The sequence below is a fragment of the Aquitalea denitrificans genome (assembly GCF_009856625.1).
Taxonomy (GTDB): Bacteria; Pseudomonadota; Gammaproteobacteria; order Burkholderiales; family Chromobacteriaceae; genus Aquitalea; species Aquitalea denitrificans.
The window spans coordinates 1,764,818-1,789,483 of the sequence record NZ_CP047241.1 but is presented as its reverse complement, the minus strand read 5'-3'; the positions used below and the strand labels follow the sequence as shown (position 1 = coordinate 1,789,483).

16 protein-coding genes, 2 tRNA genes, 3 rRNA genes and 1 pseudogene are annotated in these 24,666 nt (G+C 55.4%); 5 read left to right on the top strand and 17 right to left on the bottom strand.

Annotation, left to right across the window (positions count from 1 at the left end; genetic code table 11):
- Positions 1-31: 31 nt before the first annotated feature.
- Positions 32-958 (bottom strand): annotated as a pseudogene (gene cysD / locus GSR16_RS08095) (sulfate adenylyltransferase subunit CysD); the annotation flags it as partial.
- A gap of 222 nt (positions 959-1,180) precedes the next feature.
- On the opposite strand from cysD, the gene GSR16_RS08090 reads away from it, so the two are divergent.
- Both GSR16_RS08090 and GSR16_RS08085 read left to right on the top strand, forming a co-directional pair.
- On the top strand, positions 1,181-3,340 hold the full coding sequence (locus GSR16_RS08090; protein WP_159876236.1) for an HDOD domain-containing protein: 2,160 nt from the start codon (positions 1,181-1,183) through the stop codon (positions 3,338-3,340).
- Between the two features lie 24 nt (positions 3,341-3,364).
- Complete coding sequence (locus GSR16_RS08085; RefSeq protein WP_159876234.1) at positions 3,365-4,477, top strand: LD-carboxypeptidase; 1,113 nt, start codon at positions 3,365-3,367, stop codon at positions 4,475-4,477.
- Positions 4,478-4,644: 167 nt separating this feature from the next.
- On the opposite strand, the gene rrf is transcribed toward GSR16_RS08085, so the two are convergent.
- The 10 genes from rrf to GSR16_RS08035 all read right to left on the bottom strand — a co-directional run bounded on the left by rrf (position 4,645) and on the right by GSR16_RS08035 (position 15,873).
- Positions 4,645-4,759 (bottom strand): 5S ribosomal RNA (rrf, locus tag GSR16_RS08080).
- Between the two features lie 229 nt (positions 4,760-4,988).
- Positions 4,989-7,878 (bottom strand): 23S ribosomal RNA (locus tag GSR16_RS08075).
- A gap of 277 nt (positions 7,879-8,155) precedes the next feature.
- Positions 8,156-8,231, bottom strand: a tRNA-Ala gene (locus GSR16_RS08070).
- A 4-nt stretch (positions 8,232-8,235) separates the two neighbouring features.
- Positions 8,236-8,312, bottom strand: a tRNA-Ile gene (locus GSR16_RS08065).
- Positions 8,313-8,376: 64 nt separating this feature from the next.
- Positions 8,377-9,912, bottom strand: a 16S ribosomal RNA gene (locus GSR16_RS08060).
- Together the 16S, 23S and 5S rRNA genes with 2 tRNA genes alongside form the textbook arrangement of a ribosomal RNA operon.
- A gap of 468 nt (positions 9,913-10,380) precedes the next feature.
- Positions 10,381-12,699, bottom strand: coding sequence for a Tex family protein (locus GSR16_RS08055; protein ID WP_159876232.1), 2,319 nt, complete (start codon positions 12,697-12,699; stop codon positions 10,381-10,383).
- A gap of 59 nt (positions 12,700-12,758) precedes the next feature.
- On the bottom strand, positions 12,759-13,115 hold the full coding sequence (locus GSR16_RS08050) for a SpoIIAA family protein (protein ID WP_159876230.1): 357 nt from the start codon (positions 13,113-13,115) through the stop codon (positions 12,759-12,761).
- A 141-nt stretch (positions 13,116-13,256) separates the two neighbouring features.
- Positions 13,257-14,126 carry a DMT family transporter gene (locus tag GSR16_RS08045; protein WP_240902629.1) on the bottom strand — a complete coding sequence of 290 codons (870 nt, stop codon included), beginning with the start codon at positions 14,124-14,126 and terminating at the stop codon, positions 13,257-13,259.
- Positions 14,127-14,168: 42 nt separating this feature from the next.
- Positions 14,169-14,750: a hypothetical protein gene (locus GSR16_RS08040; RefSeq protein WP_240902628.1), complete on the bottom strand. Its 582-nt coding sequence runs from the start codon at positions 14,748-14,750 to the stop codon at positions 14,169-14,171.
- A gap of 13 nt (positions 14,751-14,763) precedes the next feature.
- A complete protein-coding gene (locus tag GSR16_RS08035) occupies positions 14,764-15,873 on the bottom strand; it encodes an aromatic ring-hydroxylating oxygenase subunit alpha (RefSeq protein WP_159876228.1) in 1,110 nt (369 codons plus the stop codon).
- 657 nt (positions 15,874-16,530) lie between these two features.
- On the opposite strand from GSR16_RS08035, the gene GSR16_RS08030 reads away from it, so the two are divergent.
- From GSR16_RS08030 to GSR16_RS08020, 3 genes are all read left to right on the top strand, one after another.
- Entirely contained in the window at positions 16,531-17,724 is a 1,194-nt protein-coding gene (locus tag GSR16_RS08030; protein ID WP_159876226.1) for an acetate/propionate family kinase, read from the top strand.
- Positions 17,725-17,749: 25 nt separating this feature from the next.
- Complete coding sequence (gene pta / locus GSR16_RS08025) at positions 17,750-19,828, top strand: phosphate acetyltransferase (RefSeq protein WP_159876224.1); 2,079 nt, start codon at positions 17,750-17,752, stop codon at positions 19,826-19,828.
- Between the two features lie 525 nt (positions 19,829-20,353).
- Complete coding sequence (locus GSR16_RS08020; RefSeq protein ID WP_159876222.1) at positions 20,354-20,596, top strand: hypothetical protein; 243 nt, start codon at positions 20,354-20,356, stop codon at positions 20,594-20,596.
- Between the two features lie 51 nt (positions 20,597-20,647).
- On the opposite strand, the gene GSR16_RS08015 is transcribed toward GSR16_RS08020, so the two are convergent.
- From GSR16_RS08015 to GSR16_RS07990, 6 genes are all read right to left on the bottom strand, one after another.
- Positions 20,648-21,217, bottom strand: coding sequence for a hypothetical protein (locus tag GSR16_RS08015; protein WP_159876220.1), 570 nt, complete (start codon positions 21,215-21,217; stop codon positions 20,648-20,650).
- Positions 21,218-21,256: 39 nt separating this feature from the next.
- A complete protein-coding gene (locus GSR16_RS08010) occupies positions 21,257-21,475 on the bottom strand; it encodes a hypothetical protein (protein WP_159876218.1) in 219 nt (72 codons plus the stop codon).
- 14 nt (positions 21,476-21,489) lie between these two features.
- On the bottom strand, positions 21,490-22,146 hold the full coding sequence (locus tag GSR16_RS08005) for an RDD family protein (protein WP_159876216.1): 657 nt from the start codon (positions 22,144-22,146) through the stop codon (positions 21,490-21,492).
- Positions 22,147-22,602: 456 nt separating this feature from the next.
- Entirely contained in the window at positions 22,603-23,298 is a 696-nt protein-coding gene (locus GSR16_RS08000; protein WP_159876214.1) for a hypothetical protein, read from the bottom strand.
- Positions 23,299-23,339: 41 nt separating this feature from the next.
- Complete coding sequence (locus GSR16_RS07995) at positions 23,340-23,588, bottom strand: hypothetical protein (protein WP_159876212.1); 249 nt, start codon at positions 23,586-23,588, stop codon at positions 23,340-23,342.
- Positions 23,585-24,613 carry a VENN motif pre-toxin domain-containing protein gene (locus GSR16_RS07990; RefSeq protein WP_159876210.1) on the bottom strand — a complete coding sequence of 343 codons (1,029 nt, stop codon included), beginning with the start codon at positions 24,611-24,613 and terminating at the stop codon, positions 23,585-23,587. Before GSR16_RS07990 ends, GSR16_RS07995 begins: the two co-directional genes overlap by 4 nt.
- Positions 24,614-24,666: the final 53 nt, after the last annotated feature.

The window sequence follows — 24,666 nt, the reverse complement described above, 5'->3', positions numbered from 1 at the left end:
TCTTCAGAAGGGTGACAGGTTGGAGCGAGGCTTAGAAGTAGCCTTCCATCTTCTTCTTCTCCATCGAACCCGCCTGATCATGGTCGATCAGCCGGCCCTGACGCTCACTGGTGGTGGTGAGCAGCATTTCCTGAATCACCTCCGGCAGCGTGGCGGCGGTGGATTCCACCGCACCGGTCAGCGGATAACAACCCAGGGTACGGAAACGCACCTGCTTCTTGGTGATGCTGGCTTTCTGCTCCGGCGTCAGGTATTGCAGAATGCGGTCGTCATCAATCATCACCAGCGTGCCATTAAGGTTGACCACTTCGCGCTCGGCGGCGAAATACAGCGGCACGATGTCGATGTTTTCCAGATAGATGTACTGCCAGATATCCAGCTCGGTCCAGTTGGACAGCGGGAACACGCGGATGCTCTCGCCCTTGTCGATCTTGCTGTTGTAGATGTTCCAGAGCTCCGGACGCTGGTTCTTCGGGTCCCAGCGGTGGTTCTTGTCGCGGAAGGAGTACACGCGCTCCTTGGCGCGGGATTTCTCTTCGTCACGGCGCGCGCCACCAAAAGCCGCATCAAAACCATATTTGTTCAGCGCCTGCTTCAGGCCTTCGGTCTTCATCACATCGGTGTGCTTGGCACTGCCCACGGTGAAGGGATTGACGTTGGCCTTAACGCCCTCTTCATTCACATGCACGATCAGGTCCCAGCCTTCGGCGGCCTGCTTGTCGCGCAAGGCGTACATGTCCTTGAACTTCCAGGTGGTGTCTACATGCATCAGCGGGAACGGTGGCTTACCCGGCGCAAAGGCCTTGCGTGCCAGATGCAGCATCACGGCAGAGTCTTTGCCGATACTGTACAACATGACCGGATTTTCAAATTCCGCGGCCACTTCGCGAATGATGTGAATCGACTCGGCTTCCAGCTGCTTGAGGTGAGTCAGCTTTTGTTGACTGATATTCATGGTTCCCGCCTGTTTCTGGGCTGCCTGCGCTCCAAAATGAGCACAGCATGATGGTTTGCTAGTCGCTCAATTTACCGGAAGGGCTGCATTTTTCCAAAACCAGTTGGATATATCAATATGCACTATCCAAGTGAAAATTCAGTCCAAAGAGCAATAACGCAATCGCGAATCAGCCATGTCACACCACGAAATAAGCCATATAGTGACAGGCAGGGAGAGAACATCATGAACCGCGACAACGATAATGCGGAATACCAGCCAATACGTCATATCCATTGCAGCGATGGCAGCCAGCTGTTACTGGCCAGCACAAGCGGGCAGCAATACCTGCTGATGCCCATGCCCGAAGAGGCCAGCCGCGCCGCGCCCCGCCACGGCCTGCTTGCCTCACCATCCGGCGACACCATACTGAACAGCCAGCAATACGCCTGCTACCCCACTGGCGACAGCAAAATGCTGGCCGAGACGCTGCAGGCCAAACCTGATGCGCGGGAAGCTGCGGGCATGGCCTGCGACATCATGGAAGCCTTGTTACACCTGCAATTACAGCAGCTGGCACTACCCAACCTGGATGCAGAACACACCCTGGTCGACCCGCACGGGCAAATCAGCCTGCTGGGGCAGCATGCCGCCATTGCCGACGATAGCGAACAGCAGCGCCACAACGTGCAGCAGGCTGGCCAGTTGCTATACCAACTATTGGGCGGACGTCCCTACAGCAGTCTTGCCCTGCAGAAGTTGCGCCCGGATCTGGACACTGAATTACTGCAACTATGCCAGACCTTGCTGGACTGCCCCGGCCCGGCCATTGCCATTACCCGCACCAGTCTTGCCCAGCTGCAAGACTGGCTGGTACGCCAGCAGCGTTTCATCCGCACCGAAGGAAACCAGCAGGCAGCACTGGAGCAGTTACTGCAACGCATGCGACACAGCCCGGACTTTCCGGCACTGTCTCAAGCCATCAGCGCCATCAACCACATCGGCAATGCCGATAGTGAACGCTTGCAGGTACTGGCAGAAATCATCCTCAAGGACTTCTCGCTCACCAACAAGCTGCTCAAAGTGGTGAATGCCGCCAACTTCAGTCAGTTTGGCGGCTCGGTCAGCACGGTGTCGCGCGCCATCGTGATTCTGGGTTTTGATACCATCCGCAACCTGGCATTGACGCTGCTGCTGTTCGAGCACATGCACAACCGCAGCCATGCCCAGGAAGTGCGGGACGTTGCCACCAAGGCGCTGTTTTGCGGATTGCTTGCCCGCAGCCTTGCGCGCCGCAGCCGTATGCAGGAAGCTGAAGAAGCGCTGATTTGCGGCATGTTTCAGCAGTTGGGGGAACTGCTGTGCGTCTACTATTTCCGTAATGAATATCGCCTGATCCACAAGAAAATCAGTGCCGGCAGCAGCGCCGCCCAAGCAGTTCAACACACCCTCGGGCTTTCCTATGCCACCCTCGGCGCCAGCACTGCCGACATGTGGAGCTTCCCGGAACGTATCGTCAGCAGCCTGGAACCCTACCCGCCAGGCCCGGTGCGCCAACCACAACACAGCGCAGCCCGCCTGCGCATGCTGGGCAATCTGGCCAACGAACTGACCCACTTGCTGACAGGGCCATCCGGCATACGGGCCGGCCAGGTACAGCCCTTATTGGTACGCTATGAACGCGCCTGTGTACTGGAGGCCAACACCCTGCATGAGGTCATTACAGAGACACAAGCCGAATTTGCCAACTATTTGCAGGAATGGAGCGGAGAAGCCACACCGCAAGGCAATGCTCAGCATCTCAAGACCGCTGCGCTTGGCCCGCACCCGGATAGCCAACACCCCGCTCCAGCAGCAGAGCTGGAGGCAAGCTATGTCCATACCACGCCAGCAACGACATCCCTGCTTTCCAGCGGCATCCAGGACATCACCACCACCTTGCTGGGCAATTACCAGCTCAACGACCTGTTGCGCATGATTCTGGAAATCATGTACCGTGCCGTCGGTTTTGATCATGTCCTGCTGTGTACCAGAGACCCGCGACAGAACACCCTGCATGCGCGCTTCGGCTTTGGCGAGGACACTGCTGCGCTGCTGCCGCAATTCAAGATCGACCTGCAGCAGCAGGACAATGCCTTCTGCATTGCCATGGAGCGAAATGTCGACATTTTTATCGAAGACGCCAGTGCACCGGCCATCAGCAGCCATATTCCACGCTGGTATCGGCAACTGGATCTTGCCCAAACGTTTATCATCTTTCCGCTGGTACTGGAAAAGAGGAAAATAGGCTTCCTGTATGGCGACAAAAAGCAAGCCCACAGCCTGCCTTTACGCCCGGACGAACTCAATCTGCTCAAGACGCTGCGTAACCAGGCCTTGCTGGCCATCCGCCAGAAACAGAACTGATCCCGACATATCCAGAGAAGCCGCTTGCCATCACCGACCTCGCACCCGACATCGCTGACCCGCAGAAAGCTGCTGCAACACGGACTCGCTGCCGCCGGTGCCGGGTTGCTGCAAGCCTGCGGCACAGCACCACATCAACCTGCCGTCACCAAATCAGCACCTGCCACCATGTCACTGCAAAACAACGAAATTGCGCTGCTCGCCTGCTCCGGAACACTGCCCAACGCCTTGCAACGCCAACACGGCGTAGAGCGATTGCAACAAGCAGGATTCAATATCAGCAACCGTAACGCAATCGATCGTCAGTACCAACGCTTTGCCGGTAGCGATCAGGAAAGGCTGCAGGACCTCAATCAGCTGACGCAGCGTCAGGACATGCCGCGCATGCTGCTGGCAGGGCGTGGCGGCTATGGCGCATGCCGCCTGCTAGCAGACATTGACTATGCTCGGCTATGCCCCATGCTCAAGGAAGCCGGCACCCAAATCATGGGCTATAGCGACTTCACCGCGATCCAGCTTGCCATGCTAGCTAAAGGCGGCATTGGCAGCTTTGCCGGCCCCATGCTGTACAGCGACTTTGGCGGACGCAAACTCAGCCCGATGGCCATGCAGCACTTCATTCAGGCGACAACAACAGAAAACTGGACCGTCTCCACCCCCACTCCACAAGCCAACACGGCAACAGGTGAGGGCATATTCTGGGGCGGCAATCTCAGCGTACTGTCCAGTCTGGTTGGCAGCCCTTTCCTACCCGACATCCAGGGCGGATTACTGTTTCTGGAGGACGTGGCCGAGCAGCCCTATCGCCTGGAACGCATGCTGCAGCAGCTTTATCTGGCCGGCATTCTGCAGCGGCAAAAAGCCATTTTCCTGGGCGACTTTGCCATGGGACGCATCGTGGATGCCTATGACGCCGGCTACACACTGGACAGCGTCATTGCCCAGCTACGCAGCCAGCTGCGCATCCCCGTCCTTACCGGCATTCCCTTCGGCCACATTCATGACAAAACCACCCTGCCGCTAGGCTATCCGACCCGCTTCAGCAGCGATGAAAACGGACTGACCCTCTCCTTCAGCGACTACCCGGTTCAGCCGGCGACAGGCCTGACACTGGAACGGCTGCTGCCTGAGCACTGAGTCGTAGATACGACAAAGCCACCGCATGCGGTGGCTTTGTATTTGCTGCGCCCCATCCACGCCCCCGTCACCGCTGCAGCGGAGCAAGGACTTGTGGTCAGGCAAGTTAAATGGTGGCGCAGAATGCACAAAGCCCAGCTCGATTGAGCTGGGCTTCTGTATGGGGAGTCTGGCGGTGTCCTACTTTCACATGGCGAATGCCACACTATCATCGGCGCTAAGGCGTTTCACGGTCCTGTTCGGGATGGGAAGGCGTGGGACCACCTCGCTATGGCCACCAGACATAAACTGTCAACAAACTTGAAGAAGCCTTGTGGGGAGTAGAGAGTCGGGAGTAGAGAGTTGTCTCTGCCCGCTCTTGTCCTGCTCTCCGTTTCGGGGGTAGTTCGTCAGTTGCAGGGGTTTACTCCCCACTCCCACCTCTCTACTCCCGCCTTAATTAGTCTTGGATCTTTGATCGCGTCGCACATGCACTATCCGTCAGCCCGGTTTCCCAAGCCACTCAAATGATAGGATCAAGCCTCACGAGCAATTAGTATCGGTTAGCTTAACGCCTCACAGCGCTTCCACACCCGACCTATCAACGTCCTGGTCTCGAACGACTCTTCAGGAGGGTCTAGCCCTCAGGGAAGTCTCATCTTCAGGCGAGTTTCGCGCTTAGATGCTTTCAGCGCTTATCTCTTCCGAACTTAGCTACCCGGCAATGCCACTGGCGTGACAACCGGTACACCAGAGGTTCGTCCACTCCGGTCCTCTCGTACTAGGAGCAGCCCCCGTCAAACTTCCAACGCCCACTGCAGATAGGGACCAAACTGTCTCACGACGTTTTGAACCCAGCTCACGTACCACTTTAAATGGCGAACAGCCATACCCTTGGGACCGGCTACAGCCCCAGGATGTGATGAGCCGACATCGAGGTGCCAAACACCGCCGTCGATGTGAACTCTTGGGCGGTATCAGCCTGTTATCCCCGGAGTACCTTTTATCCGTTGAGCGATGGCCCTTCCATTCAGAACCACCGGATCACTATGTCCTGCTTTCGCACCTGCTCGACTTGTCGGTCTCGCAGTTAAGCTACCTTTTGCCATTGCACTATCAGCACGATTTCCGACCGTACCTAGGTAACCTTCGAACTCCTCCGTTACACTTTGGGAGGAGACCGCCCCAGTCAAACTGCCTACCATGCACTGTCCCCGATCCGGATAACGGACCAAGGTTAGAACCTCAAAGGGGTCAGGGTGGTATTTCAAGGTCGGCTCCACCAGAACTAGCGTCCTGGCTTCAAAGCCTCCCACCTATCCTACACAAACCACTTCAAAGTCCAATGCAAAGCTACAGTAAAGGTTCACGGGGTCTTTCCGTCTAGCAGCGGGGAGATTGCATCTTCACAAACACTTCAACTTCGCTGAGTCTCAGGAGGAGACAGTGTGGCCATCGTTACGCCATTCGTGCGGGTCGGAACTTACCCGACAAGGAATTTCGCTACCTTAGGACCGTTATAGTTACGGCCGCCGTTTACTGGGGCTTCGATCAAGAGCTTGCACCCCATCACTTAACCTTCCAGCACCGGGCAGGCGTCACACCCTATACGTCCACTTTCGTGTTGGCAGAGTGCTGTGTTTTTGATAAACAGTCGCAGCCACCGATTCTCTGCGACCTCTCCAAGCTCCATCCGCAAGGGATTTCACCTAAAGAGGCATACCTTCTCCCGAAGTTACGGTATCAATTTGCCGAGTTCCTTCTCCTGAGTTCTCTCAAGCGCCTTAGAATTCTCATCCTGCCCACCTGTGTCGGTTTGCGGTACGGTTCTTGTGTAGCTGAAGCTTAGTGGCTTTTCCTGGAAGCGTGGTATCAGTCACTTCAGGTCCGTAGACCCTCGTTATCACTTCTCGGTGTTGAATGAAAGGGCGGATTTGCCTACCCTAACCACCTACCAGCTTGAACGACCTATTCCAACAGGCCGCTGACCTAACCTTCTCCGTCCCCACATCGCACTACACAAAAGTACGGGAATTTTAACCCGTTTCCCATCGACTACGCTTTTCAGCCTCGCCTTAGGGGCCGACTCACCCTACGCCGATGAACGTTGCGTAGGAAACCTTGGGCTTTCGGCGAGCGGGCTTTTCACCCGCTTTATCGCTACTCATGTCAGCATTCGCACTTCTGATATCTCCAGCATCCCTTTCGAGACACCTTCACAGACCTACAGAACGCTCCCCTACCATCTGCACTTACGTGCAAATCCGCAGCTTCGGTTATCAGTTTGAGCCCCGTTACATCTTCCGCGCAGGACGACTCGACCAGTGAGCTATTACGCTTTCTTTAAATGATGGCTGCTTCTAAGCCAACATCCTGGCTGTCTGGGCCTTCCCACTTCGTTTACCACTTAACTGATCATTTGGGACCTTAGCTGGCGGTCTGGGTTGTTTCCCTCTTGACGATGGACGTTAGCACCCACCGTCTGTCTCCCATGCTCGCACTTTCCGGTATTCAGAGTTTGCCATGGTTTGGTAAATCGCAATGACCCCCTAGCCATAACAGTGCTTTACCCCCGGAAGTGATACATGAGGCACTACCTAAATAGTTTTCGGGGAGAACCAGCTATCTCCGAGTTTGTTTAGCCTTTCACCCCTATCCACAGCTCATCCCCTAGTTTTGCAACACTAGTGGGTTCGGACCTCCAGTGCGTGTTACCGCACCTTCATCCTGGCCATGGATAGATCACTCGGTTTCGGGTCTACGCCCAGCAACTAAAGCGCCCTATTCGGACTCGGTTTCCCTACGCCTCCCCTATGCGGTTAAGCTTGCTACTGAACGTAAGTCGCTGACCCATTATACAAAAGGTACGCAGTCACCCCTTGCGAGGCTCCCACTGTTTGTATGCATCCGGTTTCAGGTTCTATTTCACTCCCCTCCCGGGGTTCTTTTCGCCTTTCCCTCACGGTACTGGTTCACTATCGGTCGATCACGAGTATTTAGCCTTGGAGGATGGTCCCCCCATCTTCAAACAGGATTTCGCGTGTCCCGCCCTACTTTTCGTATGCTTAGTACCAAGAATGAAATTTCGTGTACGGGGCTATCACCCACTATGGCGGCAGTTTCCAATGCCTTCCACTATCTCAATCTCTATCACATACAGGCTATTCCGCGTTCGCTCGCCACTACTGACGGAATCTCGGTTGATTTCTTTTCCTCGAGTTACTTAGATGTTTCAGTTCACTCGGTTCGCTTCCACAGACCTATGTATTCAGTCTGGGATACCCTTGCGGGTGGGTTTCCCCATTCGGATATCGCGGGATCAAAGCTCTATTGCCAGCTCCCCCGCGCTTTTCGCAGGCTTACACGTCCTTCATCGCCTGTGATCGCCAAGGCATCCACCAGATGCACTTAGTCGCTTGACCCTATCATTTCAGTAACCTAGATTACCAATCCGACAGAATTGTGTTTGTGCGACATGTCACACCGCCCCTTTTGATATGGCGACATGACATTAGATACAATCAAATTCCCAAGATGACGATTTGTCCTGCATGCAGAGTTAACTCCATGCATTTCATTTCGCCGTCTAATTAATTCGGCTTCTTCAGTTTGTTAAAGATCGGGCATTGTAAAAACAACGCAAACAGAAATTCACGCAGCAATAAAATGCTGTGTGCGCTTTTGTTTGCACTGTAAGAATGGTGGAGGATGACGGGATCGAACCGACGACCCCCTGCTTGCAAAGCAGGTGCTCTCCCAACTGAGCTAATCCCCCAAACTGGTGGGTCTGGTAGGACTCGAACCTACGACCCCTGCGTTATCAACACAGTGCTCTAACCAGCTGAGCTACAAACCCAGTTACTACCCTTAAATCATGAATAACCGATAGGCTGTGAGTACTTGACAATCGCCTTCTCTAGAAAGGAGGTGATCCAGCCGCAGGTTCCCCTACGGCTACCTTGTTACGACTTCACCCCAGTCATGAATCCCACCGTGGTAAGCGGCCTCCTTACGGTTAGCCTACCCACTTCTGGTGAAACTCACTCCCATGGTGTGACGGGCGGTGTGTACAAGACCCGGGAACGTATTCACCGCAGCATGCTGATCTGCGATTACTAGCGATTCCGACTTCACGCACTCGAGTTGCAGAGTGCGATCCGGACTACGATCGGTTTTATGAGATTGGCTCCACCTCGCGGCTTGGCTACCCTCTGTACCGACCATTGTATGACGTGTGAAGCCCTGGTCATAAGGGCCATGAGGACTTGACGTCATCCCCACCTTCCTCCGGTTTGTCACCGGCAGTCCCATTAGAGTGCTCAACTAAATGGTAGCAACTAATGGCAAGGGTTGCGCTCGTTGCGGGACTTAACCCAACATCTCACGACACGAGCTGACGACAGCCATGCAGCACCTGTGTTACGGCTCCCTTTCGGGCACCAAGCCATCTCTGGCAAGTTCCGTACATGTCAAGACCAGGTAAGGTTTTTCGCGTTGCATCGAATTAATCCACATCATCCACCGCTTGTGCGGGTCCCCGTCAATTCCTTTGAGTTTTAACCTTGCGGCCGTACTCCCCAGGCGGTCAACTTCTCGCGTTAGCTACGCTACCAAGGATTCAAACCCCCAACAGCTAGTTGACATCGTTTAGGGCGTGGACTACCAGGGTATCTAATCCTGTTTGCTCCCCACGCTTTCGTGCATGAGCGTCAGTGTCATCCCAGGGGGCTGCCTTCGCCATCGGTATTCCTCCGCATCTCTACGCATTTCACTGCTACACGCGGAATTCTACCCCCCTCTGACGCACTCTAGCCGTGCAGTCTCCAATGCAGTTCCCAGGTTGAGCCCGGGGCTTTCACATCAGACTTACACAACCGCCTGCGCACGCTTTACGCCCAGTAATTCCGATTAACGCTTGCACCCTACGTATTACCGCGGCTGCTGGCACGTAGTTAGCCGGTGCTTATTCTTCAGGTACTGTCATCCCCCAAGGGTATTAACCTTAGGGATTTCCTCCCTGACAAAAGTCCTTTACAACCCGAAGGCCTTCTTCAGACACGCGGCATGGCTGGATCAGGCTTGCGCCCATTGTCCAAAATTCCCCACTGCTGCCTCCCGTAGGAGTCTGGGCCGTGTCTCAGTCCCAGTGTGGCGGATCATCCTCTCAGACCCGCTACTGATCGATGCCTTGGTGAGCCTTTACCTCACCAACTAGCTAATCAGACGTCGGCCGCTCGAATAGCGCAAGGTCTTGCGATCCCCTGCTTTCCTTCTCAAAGCGTATGCGGTATTAGCTATCCTTTCGGATAGTTATCCCCCACTACTCGGCACGTTCCGACGCATTACTCACCCGTTCGCCACTCGTCAGCGGAGCAAGCTCCCTGTTACCGTTCGACTTGCATGTGTAAAGCATGCCGCCAGCGTTCAATCTGAGCCAGGATCAAACTCTTCAGTTCAATCTCATAGCAAATTTTCTGGCACGCAAGATCAAAGAAAATAACAAGTATTTCTTGTCTTGCAGTGCAAGTATTTGGCTTTCGCCAAGCACTCACACCTATCGGTTATTCTGTTTTTTAAAGAGCGGTGCAGGTCGCTGCGTTTCGTTTCCGTCGCTGCGTTGTCTGCTGAGGAGGCGAACTATACCGCCACACCCACCCCTCGTCAACACTTTGTGCGAAGAAATCTGCACGATTTGCTGAAATCCCGGCCAAGAGCGCGCTAAGTCACTGAACGGTAATACTTTATGAAATGCGGATTTCATGACTATTTTGCTGCGCATGCACAGCCCGCGGTGCGCTGGCGTCCATCCTGATGCTGACCCACGGGGGAAACTGGCGCAAAAAGCTGGTTTCGCCACCGACACCGGCAGCAAAAAGCCCGGCGGAGCCGGGCTTGGTGACTTCCATATATATGCAAGCGAGTATTCAGCGCTGCTTCAGCTTGGCAAATGCTGCAGCCATGGCTGACTCGCCGGCAGGCTGCTGCGTACGACCTTGTGGCGAGCGGTTACGCTGCTCTCCTGCAGGGCGGGCATTGTCGGAACGGCCAGTACGGCTGCTTGCTCCCACTTCATCACTCATGCGCATGGTCAGGGCAATGCGCTTGCGCGCCACATCCACTTCCAGCACTTTCACCTTGACCACATCACCAGCCTTGACCACCTTGCGCGGGTCGTCGATGAATTTGTTCGACAGCGCGGAGATGTGCACCAGACCATCCTGATGTACGCCGATATCAACAAAGGCACCAAAGTTGGCCACATTGGTGACTACACCCTCCAGCACCATGCCGGGCTGCAGATGCTTGATGTCCTCGATGCCATCCTGGAAGGTGGCGGTCTTGAACTCCGGCCGCGGATCGCGGCCAGGCTTGTCCAGCTCCTTAAGGATATCCATCACCGTGGGCAGGCCGAAGCGCTCATCGGTATAGTCCGTTGCCTTGACCGCTTTTAGCGCGACAGAGTCCCCCAGCAATGATTTGACCTCACGCCCCAGGCGGGCAACGATTTTCTCCACTACCGGATAGGCTTCCGGATGCACCGATGAGGCATCCAGCGGATTGTCGCCACCGCTGATGCGCAGGAAGCCCGCTGCCTGCTCGAAGGTTTTGTCACCCAGGCGCGGTACTTTCAGCAGCTGCTTGCGGTTTTTGAAAGCACCATTCTGGTCGCGGTAGCTCACGATATTGGCGGCCAGCGTGGCGTTCAGGCCGGAGATGCGTGTCAGTAATGGTACGGAGGCAGTATTTACATCCACCCCGACTGCATTGACGCAATCCTCTACCACCGCATCCAGCGCCCGCGCCAACTGGCTTTGGTTGACGTCGTGCTGATACTGACCCACGCCGATGGATTTCGGGTCGATCTTCACCAGCTCCGCCAACGGGTCTTGCAGACGGCGGGCAATGGAGACTGCACCGCGCAAACTGACGTCCATATCGGGGAATTCCTTGGCTGCCAGCTCGGAAGCCGAATACACCGAGGCACCCGCCTCGGACACCACGATCTTGGTCATGCCCAATTGCGGGTACGCCTTGATCAGGTCCTGTGCCAGCCTGTCGGTTTCCCGGCTGGCCGTACCATTGCCAATGGAAATCAGGTCAACATTGTGACGGGTACACAATGCGCCCAGAATGGCGATGGACTTGTCCCACTCGCGGCGCGGCTCGTGCGGGTAGATGGCGGTGGTGTCCAGCACTTTACCGGTACCATCCACCACAGCCACTTTAACACCGGTACGCAAGCCCGGGTCCAGACCCAGAGTGGCACGCTGACCGGCGGGTGCCGCCAATAGCAAGTCGTGTAAATTGTCGGCAAATACCTTGATGGCTTCACCATCGGCAGCTTCTTTCAGCTTACCCATCAGCTCCAGCTCAAGCGACAGGAATATCTTGGCGCGCCAGCACAGTCGTACTCCGTCCAGCAGCCATTTATCAGCCGGACGGCCCTTATCCTGAACGCCAAAGCGCTGACCGATCAGTAATTCGTAAGCCGAACGCTCGGTAATCGGGGTTTCATCCGGCTGGTATTTGAGCGCAACGCTGAGCACACCTTCATTGCGACCGCGCAGCAAAGCCAGCGCACGGTGCGAAGGAGTAGCGCGAATGGCTTCGCGATGGTCAAAGTAATCGGCAAACTTGGCACCTTCCTGCTCCTTGCCTGCCACTACGCTGGCAGCCAGTTCGCCTTCGCTCCACAGCTTTTCGCGCAGACGACCCAGCAGCTCGGCATCTTCGGCAAACTGTTCGATCAGAATGGCACGTGCACCGTCCAGTGCCGCCTTGGTATCGGCCACGCCGGCTTCGGCATTGATATAGCCTTGCGCCAGGACTTCAGGCTGCTGCGCAGGGTCCGCCAGCAAGCTGTCAGCCAGCGACTGCAGGCCGGCTTCACGCGCGATTTGCGCCTTGGTGCGGCGCTTGGGCTTGTAAGGGAGGTAAAGGTCTTCCAGTGCCGTCTTGTTGTCGGCTGCATAGAGCGCGGCGGTCAGCTCGGGGGTGAGCTTGTCCTGCTCGCGGATGCTGGCGAGGATGCTGTCACGGCGATCGTCCAGCTCGCGCAGATAGACCAAGCGCTCGGCCAGTGTACGCAGCTGGGTATCATCCAGCCCGCCGGTCACTTCCTTGCGGTAACGGGCAATAAAGGGGACGGTGGCACCACCGTCGATCAGTTCGATAGTGGCCGCCACCTGGTTTTCGCGGACGGCTAGTTCAGTAGCAAGACGGCTGGCAATGCTTTTCAACATCGGTTCTTATTCTTTCGTGCTGAACAAAAACCGCTACTGTACCGTCATTCGCCCCAAAATCAAGCGGCAACCGGCCCGGCCAGCCACGCCTGAGCTTCCTCGACCGTATCAAAGTATTCAAGATGGTTATGCGACAGCAGGCCGGCAATGTGAGCTGCCAGCTTGATCCACACATCACTCACCACCAGCGCGATACGGCCAAAGTCCTGCTCGTGCGCACGCACAAACTTGACCTCTTCCAACGCCATGTCCAAAGTGAAGTCCACCAGTTCGGACAGATCCAGCAATACGTCCGGCTTGCCTTGTTCGGTAACACGCTTGACCAGCGCGTCTTCAAACAGCTTGAAATCTGCCAGCGAGAATTCATTGAACAACGCCACATCCAGACCATAATCCTGTTCGCGGATAGAAATCATGCTGTATCTCCTAAAGTGTGAGTCTTGCTTGTTATTGTTACGCCGCGCCAACCATTGCCGCACGACCATGATTGCATTCTAGCTCCTGTCAGCAGGGATTCTGCTGACAACCATCAAGCTATCACATGTTTTTGGCATGCTTCAGCGCAATGCCGCCAACAAACCTGCGCCGACAATCAGCGCCATACCCAGCAAGGCATCCGGCCCCAGGGCATCACCCCACAGCAACATCCCCAGCAGGGCTGAAAACACCACGGTGAGATAGGCAAAGCTGGCTACCAGATATTTGCGCCCCACCTTGTAGGCCATGGTCATGGCCAGTTGCCCAAGCATGCCGCAGACACCCACGCCCAGCAAGGCCGTGACATTGCCGGCATGCACCGGGGAGAAGCCTGGCCCCAGCAACAGCCAGACGGCACCAAACACACTGGCGATGGCGAAGAACCAAAACACCACCCGCCATGACGGCTCGCCCATCTGCCCCAGTTCGCGCACCTGAAACACGGCGAAACCGGCACTTACCCCCGACAGCAGCCCCACTACGCCGGCCAGCCACTGATCCGAGCTAAAGGTTGGCCGCAGCAGCAGAACAATGCCAAAAAAGCCTAGCCCCAGCGCCAACGCCGCCGGGCGCGACAACCGGTCCTTGAGCTTGACAACGCAGATCAGCGAAAAGAACAGCGAGGAGGTGTAGTTGAGTGTCACCGCCGTAGACAGCGGCAAATGGGTCAGCGCATAAAACAGTGCCGACATGGACAGGTAGCCAACAAAGCTGCGTTTGATATGACCTTGCCAGTGCGGCGTGGACAGTGACAGGCCACGCCAGCGGATACCGACACCCAGAATGATCGTGCCGATCAGTGTGCGCCAGAACAGCAGCTCTACCGAATTGAAATGCTGCGCACCTGCTTTGACAAACACACCCATCAGCGCAAAAAAAGCGGCAGCCACTACCATCCAGCCAGCCCCCAACTGGCCTCGGCACAGCCGGGCAATCAAGGACTCAGGCATGCCGACGGCACTCCAGGCGAAGCAATTGCACTGCAGAGTACATCATGGCTTGCGCAAACTGGTGGCCGACAGGCAGATGGCTTCCATCTGGTGACGGTAGGTTTTGAACTCCGAAGCATTCGCCGCGCAGCGCGCCTCCAGCATTCGCTTGCCCGGCGTTGGCAGGAAGACATGCAGATTGAGCCGCACAATCCACAAACGGCCAGAAACAAAACGTCCCTCACGATATTCCGTAACCAGCCGCCCGCTATGCGGGTTAAGTCGTGTGTAGAGTGCGGGCTCGCGGTCACCGTCGGCCTGTCGATAGCGGCGCTGCAGCCGCTCCGGCGTATCACCACGCCCGGCCTTGTACTCCTGCAGGGTCACCTCGATGGCCGCACGTTCACGCTGGTCCGCCTTTGGCGGCACCACCTTGATCACGCGCACACCTTCCTGCACCACGCTGCGGACCTTCCAGCCTGGGGGCAAGGTAAAGCTGATCTTGCTGGCCGGATCGGTAAAACTGGCGGCCAGCACGGGCCCGGCCAGCAGGCCAAGGGCGAAAATAAGTAAATGTTTTTGCCAGTGCATTGTCATCAAGACAAAGAAAAAGGCGCGGAAACCCGCGCCTTTGCCATTCTGCACTGAAACGTCCGGCTTAGCCAGCCATCGCATCGCCCATCAAGCGACGATAGAACTCGTGGAAGTGTTGCATGCCTTCCTCGGTGGGGAATTGATACGGCCCCACTTCGCTCTCGCCACGCAGCCACAGCGCACGACGGCCCAGGTGCATGCGATAGCAGATTTCGTCGTCTTCCTTGGCGGTTTCGAAGTAGGCGGCCTGCTCTGCCTCGACGAATTCCGGCTCGAAGTACACCACATCTTCCGGGTAGTAGAACTCGGTGATGACGGTGCATTTCTCCGGGCCACGCGGAATCACCACGCTGACCACCAGCACATGCGGATACCACTCCACCATGATGTTGGGGTAGTAGGTGAGCCAGATGGCACCGAATTCGGGCTGGCGGTCGGCAAAACGGCGGCGTACTTCTTCGTGCCACTTGCCATACACGCGTGAACCGGAACGGGCCAGCTGGTTTTTCACCCCCACCGTCTGCACGTGATACTGCGCACCCCACTCCCACTTGAGTTCGGCGCAATCGACAAAATTGCCCAGGCCCGGATGGAAAGGATCGACGTGGTAGTCCTCGGAATAGACTTCGATGAAAGTCTTCCAGTTGAAGTCATACTCGGTGGTATGCGTCGAATGGAAGGCAAACTCGGAGAAATCCAGGTGTTTGGCCACACCAAGCTGCGCCAGATCGGTCGCGATGTCGCGACCGGCATCAAACAGCAAACCGTTCCAGTTGGTCAGTTGCGTCTGATTCAGGTTCAGGCAAGGCGTTTGCGGGAAATGCGGCGCGCCCAGCAGCTTGCCTTCGGCGTCGTAAGTCCAGCCATGCAGATTGCACACCATGTGGTTGCCATTGCCGCGGCCCTGATAAATCAGCGCCTGACGATGGCGACAGACGTTGGAAATCAGCTTGATTTCACCGCCCACATTTTTGAGCATCTTGCCGTGGCCCAGCCATTCCAGCGTGTGATAGTCGCCCTCATTGGGCACCATCAGCGCATGGCCGTAGTACTGCGGAGCAGTGGCAAACAGTTGTTTTTGCTCCAGCTCGTAGTGAGCCGGGTCAAAATAGGTATAGATAGGCAGCTGAGCAGCAGATGCTTGCAGCATCTGCGAAGAAGCCAGATCAGACATTATTCCCACACCTCCGTGGAAGAAGATATAAGACCAGCCGAATCTCGCTAAACGAGTTTACGGAACCATCAAAACGATAATGAAAACAAAGGCCAAGCCCCTGCTTTTCGAGGGCGGGATTATGCCCCGCCCCGGAAGGGGGGGCAAGCTATTTTTGGTGATGGCAAGCATTCGCAGAATGAAACTATGCTGCTACAAAGTGCGTTTTTGCGGAATTTGACACATCATCCCTGCCCCCACCCTTAAAAATCATTGCGTTAGCGCAAATTGTGCGCAGCAACATCAGCGCTTCATAACGGCTATGTTATACTCGCGGCACGGTTGAACCGGTCGGATTGCCAGGTGCTGGCTGAAACGTGACAGCACCTTTATCCACCACCTGTTCCAGCAGGCAGCCACCCCAGTTGAAACTGGCCCGAACGCCCGCGGACAAAGCCATGCAGCGGCAAGGTAAAACCCGTATTGCCGCCTTGCAGGGTGCGCCGGATAATCGCTGCCCGGCCCAAGCCGATCAAAGGAAAATCAAGAGGAGCCCGTCTACTGCACAGCCGGTCATCAGGCCGACACAGTCATAACCCTAATATGGCCAATCCACCGGATTGCTGCAGTGATTTTCCCAACGGACCCCTTTTTCGTCATTTACGACCCCCAGTGCCTATGAAATCAAGCATTCTCGTTATCAACTGCGGCAGTTCCTCGCTGAAATTTGCCCTGATCGACACCGCCTCTCACCAAGCCATCCTGACCGGTCTGGCTGAAAAACTGGGCCTGGACCAAGGCCAGATCAGCTTCAAGCATGCGGGCCAGAAAGACAGCCAGGCGCTGAACGAAGCCAATCACACCGCTGCCATGCACGCCATCATTGCGCGTCTGCGCGAGCTGGATTTGCTGGACAGCGTCAAGGCCGTCGGCCATCGCGTGGTGCATGGTGGCGAACACTTCAAGGCCTCCGCAGTCATCGACGACACCGTGATCGCCGAAATCGAGAAATGCGCCAAACTGGCCCCGCTGCATAACCCGGCCCACCTGCTGGGCATTCGCACCGCCATGCAGCAATTCCCCGGACTGACACAGGTGGCCGTATTCGACACTGCCTTCCATCAGACCATGCCCGAACAAGCCTACCTGTATGCCGTGCCGATGCAGCTGTACCGCGAACACGGCGTGCGCCGCTATGGCTTCCATGGCACCAGCTACCGCTATGTCACCGGCGAGGCCGCCCGTCTGCTGGACAAGCCGTTGCAAGACACCGCCTTTGTCTGCGCCCACCTGGGCAATGGTGCCTCCGCCGCCGCCATCAAGGGCGGCAAGAGCGTGGACACCACCATGGGCCTGACCCCGCTGGAAGGCCTGGTGATGGGCACCCGCTCCGGTGACATCGATCCGGGCATCTTCGGCTACCTGGCTTCCGAGCTGGGCCTGGACGTGAATGGCGTCACCGATCTGCTGAACAAGAAGTCCGGCTTGCTGGGCCTGTCCGAGCTGTCCAGCGACTGCCGCGAACTGGAAGACGCCGCCATGGCTGGCCAGCCGGCCGCCATTCTGGCACTGGATATCTTCAGCTACCGCCTGGCCAAGCACATTGCCGCCCTCACCGTGGCACTGGGCCGACTGGATGGTGTGCTGTTTACCGGCGGCATTGGCGAGAATTCGTCCTATTTGCGCGCCCGCGTAATCAAACAGCTGGGCTTTTTGGGCCTGCAGCTGGATGAGGCAGCCAATGAAGAGTGCATTCGCGGCAAGGCTGGCCGCATCACCACCGCCGACTCCGTGCCTGCCCTGGTGATCAACACCGATGAAGAACTGATGATTGCCCTGGACACCGCCCAGTTGGCGGGCTTGTCCGTCTGAGGCAGCGCAAGAAAGAGTCAGAAGCATGCATACTTTTTTCCTGGCACCGACCGGCTTTGATGCCGGACTCACCTCGGTAGCTCTGGGCATGATCCGCGCGCTGGAGCAATCCGGCCTGCGCGTGGGTTTTGTCAAACCCATCGCCCAGGGGGCGGACAGCTCGCCGGAGCGCTCCACCCACTTCGCCCGCGCCATCTGCCACCTCAACCCGCCAGAACCACTGGCCATGGAACGGGTGGAGCACCTGCTATCGCAGGGCGAAATCGACCAGTTGATGGAAGAAGTGGTCTCGCTCTACCAGCAGGCCTCGCACAATGTGGACCTGATGATTGTGGAAGGCCTGGTACCGGACCAGAAACAGGTGTTCTCCACCTTCCTCAACACCAAGATTGCCCGCAACCTGCAGGCGCAGACCATTCTGGTGACTGCTGCCGACAAGCTTGCCAGCCATGAAATTGCCGAACAGCTGGAGCTGAGCGTACAAGCCTTTGGTGCCCAGCCCGGCCACGTGGCGGGTTACATCCTGAACCGTCTGCCCAAGGAGCAAAACGCCCAGCAACTGGCGATGGAGATTCAGGAAGCTGGCCATCTGCTGCAGAAAAACCGCCTGCCCATGATAGGTGCCATCCCCAACGAGCCAGAGCTGCTGGCCCCGCGCACGCTGGACGTAGCCCACTACATGCAGGCACGCGTGCTGCACGCCGGGCAAATCAGCCGTCGCCGCGTACGCAGCATGGCGGTGACCGCGCGCACCGTACCCAATGTGGTGCATCTGCTCAAGCCAGGTGCGCTGATTGTCACCGCCGGCGATCGCGAAGACATCGTGCTGGGCACTTCCATGGCCGCCATGAATGGCGTGCCGCTGGCCGGCCTGCTGCTGACCTGCGACTCGCTGCCCGATCCGCGCATCCAGCAACTTTGCCACCAGGCCTTCACCAGCGGCCTGCCGGTAATGTCCACCACCCACAACACCTTCGAAACTGCCAGCTTCCTCAGCAATATGAGCCGCCAGGTGCCAGCGGACGACCTGGAACGCATGGAGCGGGTGATCGACTTTGTCGCCGAGCATCTGGATGCCGACAAGCTCAAGCGCAATGTGGGCGCACCGCGCGAGCACCGCATGCCGCCACCGGCCTTCCGCTACCAGCTGATGGAAAAAGCCCGCCGCGCCGGCAAACGCATCGTACTGCCGGAAGGCAACGAGCCGCGCACCGTCAAGGCAGCCGCCATCTGCCAGGAAAAGGGCATCGCCCATTGCGTGCTGATCGGCAACCGCATCGAGATCGAACAGATCGCCGAAGCCCAGGGCGTCACCCTGCCCGCTTCGATCGAAATCCTCGATCCCAACGAAGTACGCGGCAACTACATCCAGCCCATGGTGGAACTGCGCAAGGGCAAGGGCCTGAACGCACCGATGGCCGAGCAACAGCTGGAAGACAATGTGGTACTGGGCACCATGATGCTGGCGCTGGGCGAAGTGGACGGGCTGGTTTCCGGTGCGGTACACACCACCGCCAACACCATCCGCCCTGCCCTGCAGCTGATCAAGACCGCCCCGGAAGCCAAGCTGGTTTCCAGCGTGTTCTTCATGCTGATGCCGGAACAGGTGCTGGTTTATGGTGACTGTGCTGTCAACCCGGACCCGACCGCCGAAGACCTGGCCGACATTGCCATCCAGTCTGCCGACTCCGCCGCCGCCTTTGGCATTCCGCCGCGCGTCGCGATGATTTCCTACTCCACCGGCAGCTCCGGCAGCGGCTCGGACGTGGAAAAAGTGCGCGAAGCCACCCGTATTGCCAAGGAAAAGCGCCCGGACCTGGAAATCGACGGCCCGATGCAATACGACGCTGCCAGCGTGGAGTCCGTAGGCCGCCAAAAGGCCCCGGACAGCACCGTGGCCGGTCGCGCCACCGTGTTTGTGTTCCCGGACCTCAACACCGGCAACACCACCTACAAGGCAGTACAGCGCTCTGCAGGCGTAGTCAGCGTCGGCCCCATGCTGCAAGGCCTGCGCAAGCCGGTAAACGACCTGTCGCGCGGCGCACTGGTGGACGACATTGTCTACACCATCGCCCTGACTGCCATTCAGGCCGACAAGCGCTAACCCTGCGCATCAGCCGGCAAACAGCCCGACAAGCCTTGCTTGCCGGGCTGTTTTTTTACCATGGCCGATACAGGTCAGATACTTCCCCCTTCAGCGCGTAAGACAACAGCCCCTGCCACAGCACCGGACAGGCCATAGCTGGCAGCCCAGCTTTGCGCCCATGTTTCTTGCCTTCCCACCCGCTGCACTAGATAATCCCCTCCGTGCCGTTCAATAGCGGCATCGGGATTGGCGTCCTGTAATCAGACGGACTTTGGTCAAAGCCCATGCTTTGTCGCGTCCGTACACCATTGCACGTCTTCTATGGCGGGCCATGGTGGGAGCCTCTTACGAGGCGCCGTTCCTGATTACGGTACGCCAATCCTGCCATGTGCCTGCCACCCCGATTGGCGTCGGGGGCAGGCTTACCTTAATCAGGAGCCGATTGCTATTTCTCATCTATTTGTTCGCACCTCCCGCAACGGTTTACTTCGAGGGAGTGCAATGTTGACGACTGATCCCCCACCCCTTGCTGTATTACCTCAGATGCGCCAGCACATCGTGCTGCTGCAAGCCATGTTGCAACAGGACCGCTTTGCCGCGCTGCGCAGCCCGGTGCAGGATTTGGTACATAGTTTTGCCCAGCTGGAATCCGCATTACGGGAACAGGCCCAGACGCTGGAGGCGGCGCTGGCATTGCTTGCATTGCACCCGTCTGATGCCTACCGCCTTCACCTGATGCAGGGCTTGCTGCGTTTGCAGCAGCAACAACAGCAATTGCTGGCTTAAGCCTGCCATGAACAACAGCCCGGCAGCCAAATGGATAGCCGGGCTGTTGGTTTAGGGGGGGTTATCTAATAGTGGAGAGGCTTGCAGACAGTTCCAGCGTTTGCGCTGTAAGCCCAGATAAGTGACGGGTACATCTATGAATGCGCCATCTTGCAGGCGCTGCTTCAAACCAGTTTCACAGCTACGAATGGCAATGGTTTTATCAAACAGATTCTTGCCATCCACATAGGTAATATCACCACGTAATACGTAGCGGGCATTCGCCTGTGGGATAAAGCTGAACAGCTGAGTACATGTGATCGGCGGAACGTTATAGATGGTGTTGTACGCGGATGCATTCAGCACCACTTCATACGCCAGCACCACAGGATCACCCGCCCGTAAACGTACCTTATCGGTCACACTGGTACGTCCGACATAGCACCCTTCAGCATCAAAGGTATTGATCATGCCGCCCTCCTTGCCTTGTAATTCGGCAGATGGCTCCATTGCAGTGGGGAAGGGATACTGCACGCCGACGGACTGACAGGCAGTGAGTAGGGCTGAAAACAGCGCTAGCAAAACAAGAGCGTGTTGGTTTTGCATGCTTGCGGCGTCGCTCTGAAGTGGAGAAAATGACATGTACGAATTGTTTCACTCACAAATCAAGCCATTTCAAATTCACTGTATTAGTGCAGCCCACTCTGCTTGTGTGTGATGAAATGGCATCCAACTTACACTTTGCACCAATCCAAGATTGAACCCATACCCCAGATTAACGGTCAGTTTCTCTCCGGTCGTAATACCACTAAATCCACCCAAAAATATGGCATTGGCAATACGAGCAGCAGCCACCTCATTAAGTAATTTTTTATTATTAACTATGATATTGACTGTCAAGTGCGACTTGTCATTTATAGTGGTTTTTGAATATTGAAGATGGAGCCTTTTAGATCTAACTTTTCTTGCACATCCCGCCATGCAATGCGGGCACTTTCAGATCCATCATCACGCATTTTATAAATAAAAGCCACCAAAGCAATAAGCACACACACTATCATGCCAATATTCAGGCAACGCTTACTGTCGGCAACATCAAAATACCGAACCGTATCCCTAACAACCACAGTCCCTGCAAGCAGGTCTTGCGGTAAGCGGCCCTGCTTGCGATAGAAAACTGTCATGTAAAGCAGCAACAACGTAAAGCTTGACCAAGCAAAAGAAAAAAACAGATCTATCCATACAATATTGGTAACCATGCCATTCGCAGAGATTATCACTGTGACTGGCAGACTGCGTATCATGCCTGCCCGAAGGCTAGGCAAACTACAATCAGTTGCACGAACTTCAATCTTGAGTAATTTTTTTCCAAATGTCCGCCCTCCACCATCAGAGCTATCAAGAACGCCAAAGTAAACCAATACTAAAGACAATGTTATCAGGCGCCCCCAATTACCGATCACAGCAAGCCAGTCTGTAAAAGCAAGACCGATGACCATCAAGAGCAGGCCTAGTAGAATACAGTCAATAAAAAATGCAACAAGCCGTCGCCAAACCGGTGCAAAAGGCATGCTATATTCCCCTATAAATTTAATACTATGCTGGCAATCAAAACATCAAAGAGCGATGTCACACCCACCAAAAGCAACGGCGGGAAGCCGTGGCAACTTGACCGTAGTTCTGCCGATGCTGTTTCAGCCTGCGTCGCACTGTCATCATTCGCATTCTGAATTTATTCAGCATAAACAGGGAAAGTATGATACATATTGGGGTTCCGTACATATAGCGCCATGCAGTTAGTTCGGGTCTTGGCTGCGAAGATCCATCACACATCAATCCTGTTTCTGCACATATATAGTTCAACCATTCATACCCATGCCCAATGGCCTGATAACCGAAAACGGGCCAGCACAAGCCTATAAAAAGATGATGCAACCGCTTAGGATCAATAGCTCTCGACACATACCAAGCAATTGGCCAAAACGTAAAAAATACGATTATTCGAATCGCTCTAATTAATATTTCCTTCATTTCACACCACCTTTACTATCAACTCCACTTAAATCTGACGATACAGGTAAAAATGATGGAAAATTGGAAATTATGTTATTTAAATAACTAGCATTCAAAGGCGAACCATCCCAACGAAGCATCCCGGCCCCAATAGCTGGCCCCGCCCCTCCAAAAACAACACCATACCCGGCAGAGGCCCATGCATTATCATTCCTTTCGCCATACACATTATTAAAGCTGGTATTCACACAACCAACCCCAGCACCAAAAAAACCACTCGACATGGTCGCTCCTGCTGAATTAGACATTCTAAAAATTGAAGAAATCTGACTTCCCACAGGCCCCACCATCGGCCCCGCCACCATCGCCGTATTCGCGGCAAACAAGGATTGCACCGGATTGATTGCACTCATCTTGCAATTCCCTTGTGCACAATTTTGTGCATATTGCCCTGCCGCATCAAAACCACCGGCAATCCCCCCTGATACCAACATGGTATCGCCCACTGCCGAGCCAAACAGGCCATAGCCTCCGGCAGGCAGGGTTGCAATACCAGCCAATACCAAGAAATTTTTCTGGTTTTGCTGTTCATAGGTGGCATAGGATTGTCCCGGTGCAATACCTTGTACCGTGAAGGCAGAGCTGGCCCCGGTGTTGTAGTTGGCGCGACCGCTGGCCAAGTCTTGTGCACGATTAAACGCAATATTCATGTCATATCGCGCTGCGAGACTCTTATAATAAGTCGCATTAATTAATGCACTATATCCATCAATGTAAAAACAACCAATAACAACATCAATAACTGATCAATTACACCATAAAAGTTGAGCTTTTCATCTTTGTATTTTAAATATTTAAAAAATAATGCGATATGTAGTTTTGATGATGTTGTATGATCTGGCGCCCAAAGCCAATGAAAATCTTCGCCAGTAATCTCACACAGTCTCTTTTGGAAAAGTGCTCCAAATATAATTATCAAAATTAATAAAATAAAAATCATTTATTTTCTCCATTTTTGATTGGGATTGAAAATCCACCTTGTATCTTTGAGCCCACAAATTCACCAAGCCCAACTCCAAATTGCGTCTGGAGAAATGGGCCACTTTCACTTACGCCTGTTGTTGATCCGAATGAGACAAGAGCCCCACCATTTGCAGACACTTGAGACTGAATTCCACTTGGAGATCCATAGTGATTTGTGGTTACCCCCCAAAAACCACTCATGCCTTGGCCAACAACAGGGGATACTGACCACCCACCTTTACTATCCCATATAACCTGTCCTCCTATTCCATAGGCAGCCTGAAATGAAGCGGTATAACTTTGATTTTCATCTAAAAAGCTATAGCTTAATGATGCTTTTCTGGCGGAAAAATACTGCGCAGTCATGATTTTTAAATCAATAGGTAGTGGTGTACCATTTTTTATTGCATTTTCCAGACTGTCGTCATAGTTCTTTTTGAGCATTTCTTTTGCCACGCCACACTGATTACTCGTTGAATCTTTAATGCATTGATCTGCTGCCGCACTTAGTTTCTTTCTATCTGATACGGAAAGTGCGTTATTCCACACCTCATTATTCGCCACCTGCCCACCCGTCACCGCTCCAGCCGAATTTCCAGTACTCAAGCCTCCCGCCAGCGTGCCGGTGAGGGTGGTGAGTGCTGCCACGGTTTGTTTCTGCTCTTCGTTCAGCTCGGCTACCTCCTTGCCGGGGTAGAGCTGCTTCATCACCAAGTCTGCGGTAATCGGGGCGATGCCGCCGCCGATGGCACCGGCTGTGGGGTTGTCTCCTTTGGCGGCGGCCAGTAGTGCGCCCAGCGCGGCGTGGGCCATGGCGTTGGCGGCCAGGTTGGTGTTGCCATCGGCGTCGGTGGTCATCTGCTTGACCACTTGGGCCAGGTAGGGCGCGGCGGCGTCGGTGACAGCCCCTTTCATGTCGCCGCCTACCAAGCCCTGGATGGCGGCGCTGATGGCTTGGCCGGCGCGTTGGAAGTCGCCTCCGGTGCCGTATTGTTGTTTCATCGCCAGGGCGGCGGCCCGGTCTGCCGGGTCGCTGGAGGTTGCCAGTATTTTAT

Bases quoted from the DNA above. Each gene is read 5' to 3' on its own strand.
- GSR16_RS08055 (WP_159876232.1), bottom strand. From the start codon at position 12,699: ATGTTGAAAAGCATTGCCAGCCGTCTTGCTACTGAACTAGCCGTCCGC.
- GSR16_RS07995 (WP_159876212.1), bottom strand. From the start codon at position 23,588: ATGATTTTTATTTTATTAATTTTGATAATTATATTTGGAGCACTTTTC.
- GSR16_RS08000 (WP_159876214.1), bottom strand. From the start codon at position 23,298: ATGAATATTGCGTTTAATCGTGCACAAGACTTGGCCAGCGGTCGCGCC.
- GSR16_RS08090 (WP_159876236.1), top strand. From the start codon at position 1,181: ATGAACCGCGACAACGATAATGCGGAATACCAGCCAATACGTCATATC.
- pta (WP_159876224.1), top strand. From the start codon at position 17,750: ATGCATACTTTTTTCCTGGCACCGACCGGCTTTGATGCCGGACTCACC.
- GSR16_RS08020 (WP_159876222.1), top strand. From the start codon at position 20,354: ATGCGCCAGCACATCGTGCTGCTGCAAGCCATGTTGCAACAGGACCGC.
- GSR16_RS08035 (WP_159876228.1), bottom strand. From the start codon at position 15,873: ATGTCTGATCTGGCTTCTTCGCAGATGCTGCAAGCATCTGCTGCTCAG.
- GSR16_RS08015 (WP_159876220.1), bottom strand. From the start codon at position 21,217: ATGTCATTTTCTCCACTTCAGAGCGACGCCGCAAGCATGCAAAACCAA.
- GSR16_RS07990 (WP_159876210.1), bottom strand. From the start codon at position 24,613: ATGAAACAACAATACGGCACCGGAGGCGACTTCCAACGCGCCGGCCAA.
- GSR16_RS08050 (WP_159876230.1), bottom strand. From the start codon at position 13,115: ATGATTTCTATCCGCGAACAGGATTATGGTCTGGATGTGGCGTTGTTC.
- GSR16_RS08030 (WP_159876226.1), top strand. From the start codon at position 16,531: ATGAAATCAAGCATTCTCGTTATCAACTGCGGCAGTTCCTCGCTGAAA.
- GSR16_RS08005 (WP_159876216.1), bottom strand. From the start codon at position 22,146: ATGCCTTTTGCACCGGTTTGGCGACGGCTTGTTGCATTTTTTATTGAC.
- GSR16_RS08045 (WP_240902629.1), bottom strand. From the start codon at position 14,126: ATGCCTGAGTCCTTGATTGCCCGGCTGTGCCGAGGCCAGTTGGGGGCT.